Here is an 11,741-nt window from a genome sequence, read left to right on the forward strand (position 1 = left end):
AAAATCGCATCCATTCAGGAAATGTTGCCGACCTTGGAAAAAGTGGTACAGGCCGGTAAGGAACTTCTGATTATTGCTGAAGATGTAGAAGGCGAAGCCTTGGCAACTCTCGTTGTCAACAAGTTGCGCGGTACATTTAAAGCCGTCGCTGTAAAGGCTCCCGGATTCGGGGATCGTCGCAAGGCTATGTTGCAGGATATTGCGACCTTGACAGGTGCTACGGTTATTACGGAAGAAGTAGGCCGTAAGTTGGACAGCATCGGCATTGAAGACCTCGGTACGGCACGTCAGGTACGTGTAACGAAGGACGAAACGACTATTGTCGAAGGTCATGGCGATGCTGCGGCTATTAAGGATCGCGTAGCACAGATTAAGGCACAGATTGCCGAAACGACGTCCGACTTTGACAAAGAAAAATTACAGGAACGTTTGGCTAAGATGTCCGGCGGTGTAGCCGTTATCGAAGTAGGTGCTGCTACGGAAGTTGAATTGAAAGATAAGAAGCTTCGTTTGGAAGATGCCTTGAACGCAACTCGTGCAGCAGTAGAAGAAGGTATTGTTGCCGGCGGCGGTACGACCTTTATCGATATTCTTCCCGTTTTGGATGAATTCAAAGAAGAAGGGGACGTGCAGACGGGTATTAATCTCGTTAAGCGCGCTGTTGAAGAACCGGTTCGCCAGATTGCGCATAACGCCGGGTTGGAAGGCTCGGTCATTGTTGCCAAGGTTATGGATTCTCCCGACGGTGTGGGCTTTAATGCACTCAAGGAAGAATATGTGGATATGGTTAAGGCCGGCATTGTCGACCCTGCTAAAGTAACGCGTACGGCTTTACAGAACGCTGCTTCTATTGCGTCTCTCGTACTTACGACGGAAACGCTTGTTGCGGATAAACCCGAACCGGCAAGTGCGGCTCCCGCAATGCCCGGCGGTATGCCCGGCGGCATGCCCGGTATGATGTAAGCCGACATATATAGCCTATAAATTGTCTGCTTACAGGCGATGTGAAATCAGGAAGGCCGAGTCCTCTTTCGATGGATTCGGCCTTCTTTTGTGTTTTGCCCGTAAGCATTCAATTTTGGTGTTGCTTTTTGTACGGTTCTTTGTTATAATTCTTATTGTTCCGTATGGAACACGTTGTTCCTCAATAGCTCAGTCGGTAGAGCAATCGGCTGTTAACCGATTTGTCGTAGGTTCGAGTCCTACTTGAGGAGCCATGGCCCCTTGGTCAAGCGGTTAAGACACCGCCCTTTCACGGCGATAACATGGGTTCGAATCCCGTAGGGGTCACCACAACTCGGGCGATTAGCTCAGCTGGGAGAGCGCTTGCCTTACAAGCAAGATGTCGGCAGTTCGATCCTGTCATCGCCCACCAGAGAATACAAAAGCGAACTACTTATTCTTATCGGATTGATAAGGATGGGTGGTTCGCTTTTGTCGTTATACCGGATTTTTAATAGTCATCGTAGTCAATTACATAAAAATACCGATAGACATCCGAAGTGCGATATTTGTGACGTATACGCTCATGCCGACCTGTACGGCCTTGGCAAGGGCATATTCCCGAAAGACAAATTTCCGAAGCTCCCTGCACATCCTCACTGCTTATGTCGAATAAAGCCGATTGTTGACGGCATGATTGACATGAGCAAGCAAAAAGATAATGTTGATAAGGGTGGAAAGGCATATATCAAAACGCTTCCGAAACGGGAGCAAGAACGGTTGCTTGGTGTCCATGGCAGAAAAGGTGTAATGGGCGGCAAGAAAGAGTGGTATGCCAGTGCTAGGGGCGTATCTAAAGAGGGCTTTGAGGTTAGAAAGCCTACAGGCAAAGATAATGTATTGCAAGAGCCGTCTTACAGGGGTATACTTAAATCAGAGATAATTGATAAAACGAATGAGGTTCATCCGAAGATCCCGTTACATAGTGAACCCAATACTGCCGTCAGGCATCTATCAAAGTGTGGTCCTGGCGAAAAACAGGAAAACATAACGTTCTATAATGAAAAAGGCGATATGTGTTTACAAATACATTTTGGTCATCATGGGCAACCTAAAAACCATAATGTGGGGACGGATGATAAGCCCGACTATTGGCATAAGCATGAATATAAAATCGTGAAGAATGAAAAAACGGGGAAAGACGAAGTGCGAAAAAGTAAGCCACAAGCACTTACGGATGTAGAAAGGAGCCTTAAGTCATGACAATTGAAGAGTTTAAAGATATGGTTGCTACGACCGATACAACATACGAATATAACGGAAAAACGTTTTTGGCTTGTGGAACAGATAACGGTTATGAGTTTTTAAGTAATGAAGAGCGAGCTTACTATGATACGATTGATGATTTGGTAAACAATCAGATGTTTGACGGAAAGCCTCTTAAGGACTGCTTGCCTCAGGTTGACTGGTAAGGGCGAAATATCTTTTAGCACTCACGAATGTGGGTGCTTTTTTCATGCCTTGCGCAGTAGTGCGTAGGGCATTTTTTATTGGTGAAAAGCGGAGGAGACCGCATCACATATATTTAATGTGTTCGAAAAGGAGAATGAGAACCATGACAATGGCAGAATTGTATGCAGCACCGGAAAAGCTCGACGACGGTGCGGCAATGGTGGAGACCATTAAAGCGGAAGTCGGAAAATTGAACGGCGAGTCGAAAGAGCAGCGAGAAGCCAAAGAAAAAGCTGCAAGGCAAGAAGCCGAACCGAGCAGAAATCGAAATGACTCAATCGGTGTGGGCGAAGATTAGAAATCGAATTTATCTGCGAGGTATTCATTCTGCAATAGATAATATCATACAGACAATTCAAGACGGATTTACCGAATTGTCGAAGAAATAAGCAAAAGGCCTTCCGGAATATTCCGGAAGGCCTAATTTCTTGTAGAAATTACAACAAAGAGGTGAAAACATGATAACGGATATAGAAAAAGCCGTAAGCCTTATATCGCAGGTAATAATCAGCCTGGTCGGATTGATAAGTATCTGGGATAGGCTTAACGGCAAGAAGTAAGAGGAATGGGGGCAATGCCCTCATTCTCTTACCTATATCCTATCATGGAAAGACATGAAAAGAAAGCACATGTTAGTATTATTTATCGGATTTATCGGGATCCAAGTTGCAAACTTACGGTATCACCGAAAAGATATTGTGTATTAATATTTAACATAGCGACCTGATGAAGCATATACGAAAATCCTTAGGAGTAAGATGAAGTTCTATCATAGTTCGCCGTATGTTGCCTAAGCCGTTTCCTTAGTGTATAATCCTCCTATTAGTGATTGTTGAAGGAGTGCCGTGTTACGAACGGCTATGAGGGAAAGGAAGAAAAATATGTTACCGGAAAAATTACACGATGTCTTGAGTTATGAAGGGGTTGTATCACTTACGACATGGACGCCTGAGGGTCCGCATGTAAACAATACATGGAATACGTACATCGTTGAAAAAGATGATGATCGATTGCTTATTCCGGCTGCCGGTATGAACAGTACGGAAACGGACTTGGATGTAAACAATAGAATCATCCTTACCGTCGGTGCCAGAGAAGTGGAAGGGTTTAACGGATATCAGGGTACGGGATTTCGCATTACCGGTACGGCCAAGCTCATAGACGAAGGTGAGGACTATGAGATGATGAAAAAGCAGTTCTCCTTCTTGCGAAAAGTGTTAGAAATAAAAGTAGAAGAAGCAAAACAGTTACTCTAAAATAAATTAAGAAAGGCCTCTTCAGGAGGTCTTTTTTTTAACTTTCGCATTGCTCATAGATTTGTATGGTGGTATACTTTTACGTAATCGTTAAAGATATTTATATTTAGGGGGGATTGCATTATGGCACGTTTTTCTACATTTGCACAAACATTACAGGCTGATGATATTGCTGAAATTTTGGCATTGACTCAAAAGCCGGAAGTTATTTCCTTTGCCGGCGGCTTGCCTGCACCGGAGCTTTTTCCGATTGAAGAAATGAAAAAGGTAGACGAAGCCATTTATACGGAACAGGGACGTCAAGCCGTTCAGTACGGGCCTACACAGGGCTATGATTTGTTACGCGAACAACTGGCGGCTCGTATGAAAGATAAGTTCTTCGTTGACTGCACTCCCGATAATATTGTTATTACGACAGGATCTCAACAAGCACTCTTTATTTTAGCCCAGATTTTGCTTGATAAAGGGGATACAGTTCTCATGGAAAGCCCGACTTACATGGGTGCCATCATGGCTTTCGATCCGTCCGGTCCGCGATATACCACCGTTCCGACAGATGAAAACGGCATTGTTGTTGAAGAGTTGGAAAAAGTCTTGGCTTCAGACGATTCCATTCGCATGATTTACGTCATTCCCGAATTCCAGAATCCGACGGGCATTACATGGCCTGTTGAACGCCGTAAGGCCTTTATGGATGTCATTAATAAATACGATGTCGTCGTTCTTGAAGATAATCCGTACGGTGAAATTCGTTACGGTATCGATAAATTACCGTCTTTGAAATCTATGGATACTCAGGGTAAGGTTGTCTTTATGGGGTCTTTCTCCAAAACGTTTATGCCCGGTTTTCGCTTAGGCTGGATTGTAGCTCCTGACGACGTTGTCGATAAGTTCGTTAAGTTTAAGCAATCCGTCGACATCGGCACGTCTACATTCGGTCAGCGACAGGCCGCTTACTTCTGCAAGATGTATGATATGGAAGCGCATATTAAGCAGATTACGGATTTGTATGCCAAACGTCGTGATTTAATGTGCGACTCCATGGAAAAATATTTTCCCAAAGAAGTTAAGTTTAATCGACCTCAGGGAGGCCTCTTTACGTGGATTACCTTGCCTGAAGGGATTGATGCAAAGGCTTTGATGCGGAAGGCTATTGCAAAAAATGTAGCCTATGTCCCGGGAGTCATTTTCTATCCCAACGACGGAGAAGTTAACCATTTCCGTCTCAACTATTCGAATATGACGGAAGATCGTATTGTTGAAGGGGTAAAACGCTTGGGAGAATTATTGCACGAAGAGTTGGATAAGTAAAGGTGTTATGTAGCATTGCCTTAAGCAAGGGACTGTAATAAAATGTATATACACATTTTATTACAGTCTTTTTTTGCCGTTTGAATGGAAACGGCATGGGTGAGGGCATGAAAGCGACGGATATATTACAACAGTATTTCGGATATACATCCTTTCGACCCGGGCAGGAAGAGGTCATAGAGGCACTCGCGATGCATCGGGACGTATTGGCCATTATGCCGACGGGGGCGGGGAAATCTCTGTGCTTTCAAATACCGGCCTTAATGAGTAAGGGGGTAACGGTAGTTATCTCGCCGCTGTTGTCTTTGATAAAAGACCAGGTGGATGCTCTGCAAGCACAAGAAATCGGGGCGACGAGTATTGACAGTCGGTGTACGGTAGAAGAAGCGAATAAACGCTTTTTTCTTTTGCGACAGGGAAAAGTAAAACTTTTGTATATATCGCCCGAACGATTACAAAACGAGTATTTCACAGCCGTCATGAAAAGTGTAACCGTGTCGGCCGTCATTGTCGACGAAGCCCATTGTGTATCCCAGTGGGGTCATGATTTTCGTCCCGGTTATCGGTTGATAAAAGACTGGATCGAGTCGTTACCGCAACGTCCTGTTGTAGGAGCTTTTACAGCCACGGCAACGGAATACGTTAAACAGGATATGTTGAATCTTCTGGGATTGAAAAATCCTCTGGTTTTGGTAGGCGGTTTTGATCGGCCCAATTTATATTTTCGTGTTATCAAGACGGCACGAAAGACGGACTTTCTCATTTCTTATTTGGATGAACATAAGAAGGAAAGCGGTATCATTTACGCCGCCACGCGCAAGGAGACGGACAAGGTATACGATATGCTGCGTAAGAACGGCTTTAAGGTCGGCCGTTATCATGCCGGTCTGACAGATGAAGAGCGAAGACGTGTACAGGAAGATTTTACCTATGACCGTATTGAGCTGATTGTGGCGACCAATGCTTTCGGCATGGGAATTGACAAAAGCAATGTTCGCTTTGTCATTCATTGGCAAATGCCGAAAAATATGGAAAGTTATTACCAAGAGGCCGGGCGTGCCGGACGAGACGGGGCTCCGGGGGAATGTATCCTTCTTTTTACGCGCGGCGATATTATGGTTCAGAAGTTTTTAATCGATGTATCATCAACTGATGAAGAGCAGAAAAAGAATGACACGGCTTTAATGAATCGAATGGTCGATTATTGTGAAACCTCTTCGTGCTTACGGCGTGCGATTTTGGAATATTTCGGTGAAACAGTGAAGTATGAAGAGTGCGGAAACTGCGGAAACTGTGATGCCGAAACAACGGATGAAGACATAACTCGGGAAGTAAAACTCATTTGTATGTGTGTAGATGAATTAAAAGGGCGTTTCGGTCAGACTGTCGTGTCGGCCGTCTTGCGCGGAACGGCAACGGAAAAAATCAGGCAATACGGCTTTGAACGAAATGCGTCTTTCGGTATGCTCGGTGATTATTCGGCGGCCGATATGGCGGCGTTGATTCGCTATGCCGTAAGTCGCGACTATTTATCAGTGGCAACAGGCAAGTATCCCGTCTTGTCTCTGGCGGCGGCCGGCAGAACTTTACTGGGGCCGGGTAAGAGTGCTCCCGTAATGCGTGTGCTTAAGACGGAGGACTCGGTGCCGGCAAGGGCCGTACATAAGCGGAGTATGCGTAAGATTTACGATGAGGAACGATTGCGTCCCTTATTTACGAAGTTACAACAACTTCGATATGAGACGGCGCGGAAAGAACATATTCCGCCCTTTGTCATTTTCTCCGACGTAACGCTTTGGGAGTTGGCGGAACAAAGGCCGTCAACACTTGAAGAATTGCACAGTATAAAGGGGATAGGCGACTTTAAATTACATAAATACGGGCCTGCGTTTCTTGATATTATTGTAAGTGACGGAAAGGATGACTGATCTTATGAGTTTGGCAGATGAACAATATTTGAATATTGTAGAAAATATTCTGGAGCACGGTTACTTCGATCAGAACAGAACGGGTATTCGGACCTATAAACTGCCTCATCAGATGATGCAATTCGACTTGGAAAAAGAGTTTCCCATTTTAACGACAAAATTTGTCGCCTTCAAGACGGCGGTAAAGGAGTTGTTGTGGATTTGGCAGCTACAGAGTAACGATGTACGAGAACTGCAAAAGATGAACTGTCATGTATGGGATGAATGGATGCGTGAAGACGGGACGATCGGTAAGGCCTACGGGTACCAGATTCGTAAATATAAACAGTTGGATACGCTTTTGGAGCAATTGCGGACGGATCCGCAAAATCGACGCATGATCGTCTCTTTGTGGAATATTGAAGACTTACCTGATATGGCTCTGCAGCCTTGCGCTTATCAGACCTTATGGGATGTATCCGATGGCCGACTGAACTGCATGCTTGTACAACGAAGTGGAGATATGGGCTTGGGAATTCCGTTTAATATGACTCAGTATGCCGTTCTTGTTCACCTGATTGCACGCTCTGTCGGGTTGCGGCCCGGTTTGTTTACTCATGTCATCAATAATGCACACATTTATGAAAATCATGTAGAAGCTTTGAAAACGCAGTTGGCGAGACGACGGGAAGCGTTACCGGCACCGCAGCTGGTCATTGATGAAGGAATCACAGATTTTTATGAATTTAGGCCTGAAAATATCCGTCTGGAAGGGTATACGCACAAGGGGAAATTGCCCATGGAGGTCGCTGTATGATTTCTTTGATTGTAGCGCGAGATAAAAACGGCGGCATCGGTAAGGACGGAGATTTACTGTGCCATATTTCAGCCGACTTGAAGCGATTTAAGGCCTTGACGACAGGGCATGATTTAATCATGGGGCGCAAAACGTTTGAAAGTTTGCCGGGCCTTTTGCCGAATCGCAGACATATGGTAATTACGTCACAGAAAGACTACAAAAAGGCCCATGAGGGTATCGATGTATATCATTCTGTAGAAGATGTATGTGCTTCTCTGGTGGAGGACAAGGAATATTTCGTCATTGGAGGAGCCTCTGTTTACGAATCCTTTTTGCCTTTGGCACAGCGAATGTACATTACGGAAATTCATGAAGAATTCGCGGCCGATACCTATTTCCCGCAAGAAAATAAAAATGAGTGGGCTATGACTGATAGGCATGACTTTGAAAAAACATTGAGTAATAAATATGCATATTCCTTTATTGATTATGTTCGAAAATAAGCCGATAAATAGGGTGATTATCGAATTTTTATTACATGCATACATTGGAAATATTCGTTGACACTGGATTATAACTATGTTACACTTAGGCCATAGCTAGCAAGATAGCTGGAAGTTTTTATCTTAGGAGGATTGTGTCATGCAAGGTAAAGTAAAATGGTTTAGTGCAGAAAAAGGTTATGGCTTCATTGAAAGAGAAGACGGCGGCGACGTATTCGTTCACTTCTCTGCCATTCAGGAAGACGGCTTCAAGTCTTTGACTGAAGGTCAAGAAGTTGAATTCGATATCGTAGACGGCGCTCGTGGCCCTCAGGCAGCTAACGTAACAAAAGCGTAAACTCCGGTAACGACCTTTATGACGGTAACTTCGGTTACCGTCTTTTTTTGTTTGTATGCCCGTAAAAGGGGTGAAGGGCGGTCTTTATTACACGATCCGGCTAAAAAAAGCAGCCCTTGTTTCAAATATAAAAGAGCACTATAATTAGAAAGAATCAAATAAATGCGAAAACAGAATTATGATTTGAAGTTATACATAGTGATGTATGTCTATAAGAAAGGAGACTTCCGTGAAAATCGTTGTGACTTGTGCCGTAACGGAGGCACATAAAAAACTGTTGGAAAAAATCGCACCGGGACATACTTTTGTATATGTCGGGGACAGTATGGAAGGTACCGGGTTGTCTATTCCTGTGGAACGGGATGTCATAAATGATGCCGACGTTATTATCGGTAATGCGGACCCGTACCTGTTAAAGCAGGCTGAAAAGCTTAAATGGTTACAGCTGAACAGTGCCGGAGTAGGGAGCTATGTCGATGTCGTCGGTAAAGACGTTCTTTTAACCAATGCGACGGGGGCGTACGGAGTGGCCGTGGCGGAACATATGGCGGCACAGCTCTTAATGATGATGAAACGACTGCCTGCTTACTACGACAATCAAAAGGTTGAAAGTTGGCACGATGAAGGACCGGTTCAGAGTGTTTTCGGGGCGGAAGTTTTGGTTGTGGGATACGGCGATATAGGAGCCACGTTCGGACGGATTTTGAAGGGCATGGGGGCCCGTATTACGGCTGTGCGGCGTCGTCTTACGAAGGGACTTGACGGGGCGGATGCGGTAGCCACGCTTGATGACTTGGACAGTCTCCTGCCACAGGCACAGGTCGTTGCCTGTGTGTTGCCCGATACACCGGAAACGGCAGGGCTGTTTACGAAAGAGCGATTGGGAAAGATGAAAAAACACTCTTGGTTTATCAATGCCGGTCGCGGCAATGTCGTAGACAGTGACGCTTTATGTGATGCCGTAGCGACAGGCGGGTTGGCAGGGGCGGCATTAGACGTAACCGAACCTGAACCTTTACCGCAAGGTCATCGCCTTTGGCATACGCCGGGAATTTATATTACACCGCATGTATCGGGCGGATTACATTTGGAATATACACATAATCGCATTATTCAAATTGCCGCTCGAAATTTAGAACTTTTTTTAGCGGGAAAAGCATTAGAACATGAAGTAGATCGTCAAAGCGGCTACGGTAAATAAGAAAGGTTTGCAAATACGGGACTTTGCTTGTCAGGTACGAGGCTGACGAGTGAAGCCCTGTATTTTATATTGACGAAAGTACATTATGTTTACAAAATTTCAATAATAAAAATTCATTGAAACAATATAAAAATAATGATATTCTATACGGAGTATGTACCGTAATTACGACAATATATGAGCAGAGGACGGAAAACATGAAAATTATTTTGTTTTTTATTATGGTCTGTCTACTTATAGGAGGACAGATTTTGGGGGCCAAGTTTCAAATAAAATCATTTAATGAGGCTTTGAAACGACTTCATAAAAAAGGGAACGTCGGTGTAGGTACTAAAAAGCGGAAGGTAGGCCCCGGTTATGTAGTGCTCCTGGCCTGTGATTCGCAAGGAACGATTACGGGGGGAGAGTTGATGCGAGGAATTACGGTTTTTAATAGTTTTAAGGAGTACGGGAAGTGGAACGGCCAATCTATTTATGACGTAAACGCTCGACTTAAAAGCGGTAATGAAGAAGCGCAAGACGAGTATAGCGGGTATATTGCGGCTTTGGACGCCTTGGAAGAAAAATTGGCGGAACAGATTGCCGGTGAGGAGGTCAAGGGATAATGGAATTTATTGCCATGTGTGCCAATTCATTTATCGACTTGTTCAAGGCAGGGGCGCAAATATTTACAGGCTTTGTTACGGGAATTATCCCTCTCGTAGTCGTTTTAATGACGGCCGTCAACTCATTGATTAAGCTCATAGGAGAGCAGCGGTTTTACGGATTTGCCCGAAAAGCGACAAAGTATAAACTTACACGCTATACGTTAGCACCCGTTTTATCCGTTATCTTCTTAACGAGCCCCATGTGTTTTACTTTCGGACGTTTTGTAGAGGAAAAGTATAAGCCGGCTTTTTATGATGCACAGGTAAGCTTTGTGCACCCTGTCACGGGACTCTTTCCTCATGCCAACGGAGGCGAACTTTTCGTGTACATGGGTATTGCTGCGGGTATTCAGGCACTGGGATATCCTTTGGGGGATTTAGCGGTTCGCTACTTTCTTATCGGTATAGTAGTTATCTTTTTACGCGGAATCATTACGGAACGAATTTATATATACATGAATCGTAAAGCGGGACGAAAGGTATAGGTGACACATGTATAAATCAGTAGTTGTTTGTAAAGGCGCCGGCGGTTGGGGCGGTCCGATTACACTGATACCTACCGCGCAACGACATATTATTCTCAGCGTGACCGGAGGCGGGATTCACCCTATTGCCAAGCAACTCGGTGAATTATCGGGGTGTGAAGTTGTCGACGGTTTTACGACAGGAGTCAATGACTCGGAAATTCTGGCCGTCGTGATTGATTGCGGAGGTACGGCACGGTGCGGTGTTTATCCCCGGAAGGGCATTCACACGATTAACGTGGTTCCCGTCGGGCGCAGCGGGCCTTTGAGTAAATATATAACCGAAGACTTATACGTATCGGGTGTGACGCCGCAGTGTCTTGCTTATGCAAGTAAAGAGGCTGTCGTGCGCGAAGCGGCAAAAGAAGCTGTCTCCGTATCGGCGAGCAAGGAACCTGAAAAAGTGCGGCAGTCATCGGCTAACATAGTGACACGGATGGGCATCGGCATCGGCCAGGTGGTCAATAAATTTTATGCTGCCGGTAGAGAATCTATCGATATAACCATCAAAAGTATTTTGCCTTTTATGGCCTTTGTCAGCATGATTTTAGGAATTATTACGGCTACGGGTGTAGGTAATGTCGTAGCTGTTACCATTTCCCCCGTTGCCGCATCCTTGCCGGGAATGTTGATTTTGGCGCTCGTGTGTGCCCTACCTTTTATTTCGCCTGTCCTCGGACCGGGAGCGGTTATTGCACAGGTTATAGGTACGCTTTTAGGGGCGGAAATCGGTTTGGGGCATATTCCTCCGCAATATGCTCTGCCGGCTCTCTTTGCCATTGATGCACAAGTCGGCGCCGAC

14 protein-coding genes and 3 tRNA genes are annotated in these 11,741 nt (G+C 45.0%); all 17 read left to right on the forward strand.

Features of this window, described 5'->3' with window-relative positions; translation table 11 throughout:
- Window positions 1-963 (forward strand): chaperonin GroEL (gene groEL / locus PGX78_RS02120; protein WP_270445196.1); only part of this gene is annotated, 963 nt, incomplete at its 5' end.
- Between the two features lie 178 nt (window positions 964-1,141).
- Window positions 1,142-1,217, forward strand: a tRNA-Asn gene (locus PGX78_RS02125).
- Between the two features lies 1 nt (window position 1,218).
- Window positions 1,219-1,293: transfer RNA gene (locus PGX78_RS02130), tRNA-Glu, on the forward strand.
- Between the two features lie 6 nt (window positions 1,294-1,299).
- Window positions 1,300-1,375 (forward strand) — tRNA-Val (locus tag PGX78_RS02135).
- Between the two features lie 44 nt (window positions 1,376-1,419).
- Window positions 1,420-2,205 (forward strand): hypothetical protein, encoded by a 786-nt coding sequence (locus PGX78_RS02140; RefSeq protein WP_270445197.1) that lies wholly within the window; start codon window positions 1,420-1,422, stop codon window positions 2,203-2,205.
- A complete protein-coding gene (locus tag PGX78_RS02145; RefSeq protein WP_270445198.1) occupies window positions 2,202-2,414 on the forward strand; it encodes a hypothetical protein in 213 nt (70 codons plus the stop codon). The genes PGX78_RS02140 and PGX78_RS02145 overlap by 4 nt, the downstream gene beginning before the upstream one ends.
- Window positions 2,415-2,557: 143 nt before the next feature.
- A complete protein-coding gene (locus PGX78_RS02150; RefSeq protein ID WP_270445199.1) occupies window positions 2,558-2,752 on the forward strand; it encodes a hypothetical protein in 195 nt (64 codons plus the stop codon).
- A 583-nt stretch (window positions 2,753-3,335) separates the two neighbouring features.
- Window positions 3,336-3,710 (forward strand): pyridoxamine 5'-phosphate oxidase family protein, encoded by a 375-nt coding sequence (locus PGX78_RS02155; RefSeq protein ID WP_270445200.1) that lies wholly within the window; start codon window positions 3,336-3,338, stop codon window positions 3,708-3,710.
- Window positions 3,711-3,833: 123 nt separating this feature from the next.
- Window positions 3,834-5,021 (forward strand): aminotransferase-like domain-containing protein, encoded by a 1,188-nt coding sequence (locus PGX78_RS02160; RefSeq protein WP_270445201.1) that lies wholly within the window; start codon window positions 3,834-3,836, stop codon window positions 5,019-5,021.
- A 107-nt stretch (window positions 5,022-5,128) separates the two neighbouring features.
- Window positions 5,129-6,949 carry a DNA helicase RecQ gene (recQ, locus tag PGX78_RS02165; RefSeq protein ID WP_270445202.1) on the forward strand — a complete coding sequence of 607 codons (1,821 nt, stop codon included), beginning with the start codon at window positions 5,129-5,131 and terminating at the stop codon, window positions 6,947-6,949.
- 4 nt (window positions 6,950-6,953) lie between these two features.
- The gene (locus PGX78_RS02170; protein ID WP_270445203.1) at window positions 6,954-7,745 is read left to right on the forward strand and encodes a thymidylate synthase; all 792 of its coding nucleotides are present in this window, start codon (window positions 6,954-6,956) and stop codon (window positions 7,743-7,745) included.
- Window positions 7,742-8,230, forward strand: a complete 489-nt coding sequence (locus PGX78_RS02175; RefSeq protein WP_270445204.1) for a dihydrofolate reductase — start codon at window positions 7,742-7,744, stop codon at window positions 8,228-8,230. The genes PGX78_RS02170 and PGX78_RS02175 overlap by 4 nt, the downstream gene beginning before the upstream one ends.
- Before the next feature lie 139 nt (window positions 8,231-8,369).
- Window positions 8,370-8,567, forward strand: coding sequence for a cold shock domain-containing protein (locus tag PGX78_RS02180; RefSeq protein ID WP_006790110.1), 198 nt, complete (start codon window positions 8,370-8,372; stop codon window positions 8,565-8,567).
- A 229-nt stretch (window positions 8,568-8,796) separates the two neighbouring features.
- Window positions 8,797-9,768 carry a D-2-hydroxyacid dehydrogenase gene (locus tag PGX78_RS02185; protein ID WP_270445205.1) on the forward strand — a complete coding sequence of 324 codons (972 nt, stop codon included), beginning with the start codon at window positions 8,797-8,799 and terminating at the stop codon, window positions 9,766-9,768.
- Between the two features lie 197 nt (window positions 9,769-9,965).
- The gene (locus PGX78_RS02190) at window positions 9,966-10,373 is read left to right on the forward strand and encodes a transcriptional regulator GutM (protein WP_270445206.1); all 408 of its coding nucleotides are present in this window, start codon (window positions 9,966-9,968) and stop codon (window positions 10,371-10,373) included.
- Window positions 10,373-10,900 carry a PTS glucitol/sorbitol transporter subunit IIC gene (srlA, locus tag PGX78_RS02195; RefSeq protein ID WP_270445207.1) on the forward strand — a complete coding sequence of 176 codons (528 nt, stop codon included), beginning with the start codon at window positions 10,373-10,375 and terminating at the stop codon, window positions 10,898-10,900. Before PGX78_RS02190 ends, srlA begins: the two co-directional genes overlap by 1 nt.
- A gap of 7 nt (window positions 10,901-10,907) precedes the next feature.
- The coding region (locus PGX78_RS02200) for a PTS sorbitol transporter subunit IIB (protein ID WP_270445208.1) at window positions 10,908-11,741 on the forward strand (834 nt) is incomplete at its 3' end.

Source organism: Megasphaera sp. AF13-6AC (assembly GCF_027685385.1).
Lineage (GTDB): Bacteria > Bacillota > Negativicutes > Veillonellales > Megasphaeraceae > Megasphaera > Megasphaera micronuciformis.

What these genes read in the sequence shown, in the direction of transcription:
- PGX78_RS02160 (WP_270445201.1), top strand. Translation starts at nt 3,834, where the DNA reads ATGGCACGTTTTTCTACATTTGCACAAACATTACAGGCTGATGATATT.
- PGX78_RS02155 (WP_270445200.1), top strand. Translation starts at nt 3,336, where the DNA reads ATGTTACCGGAAAAATTACACGATGTCTTGAGTTATGAAGGGGTTGTA.
- PGX78_RS02140 (WP_270445197.1), top strand. Translation starts at nt 1,420, where the DNA reads ATGGGTGGTTCGCTTTTGTCGTTATACCGGATTTTTAATAGTCATCGT.
- PGX78_RS02145 (WP_270445198.1), top strand. Translation starts at nt 2,202, where the DNA reads ATGACAATTGAAGAGTTTAAAGATATGGTTGCTACGACCGATACAACA.
- srlA (WP_270445207.1), top strand. Translation starts at nt 10,373, where the DNA reads ATGGAATTTATTGCCATGTGTGCCAATTCATTTATCGACTTGTTCAAG.
- PGX78_RS02180 (WP_006790110.1), top strand. Translation starts at nt 8,370, where the DNA reads ATGCAAGGTAAAGTAAAATGGTTTAGTGCAGAAAAAGGTTATGGCTTC.
- PGX78_RS02150 (WP_270445199.1), top strand. Translation starts at nt 2,558, where the DNA reads ATGACAATGGCAGAATTGTATGCAGCACCGGAAAAGCTCGACGACGGT.
- recQ (WP_270445202.1), top strand. Translation starts at nt 5,129, where the DNA reads ATGAAAGCGACGGATATATTACAACAGTATTTCGGATATACATCCTTT.
- PGX78_RS02190 (WP_270445206.1), top strand. Translation starts at nt 9,966, where the DNA reads ATGAAAATTATTTTGTTTTTTATTATGGTCTGTCTACTTATAGGAGGA.
- PGX78_RS02175 (WP_270445204.1), top strand. Translation starts at nt 7,742, where the DNA reads ATGATTTCTTTGATTGTAGCGCGAGATAAAAACGGCGGCATCGGTAAG.
- PGX78_RS02170 (WP_270445203.1), top strand. Translation starts at nt 6,954, where the DNA reads ATGAGTTTGGCAGATGAACAATATTTGAATATTGTAGAAAATATTCTG.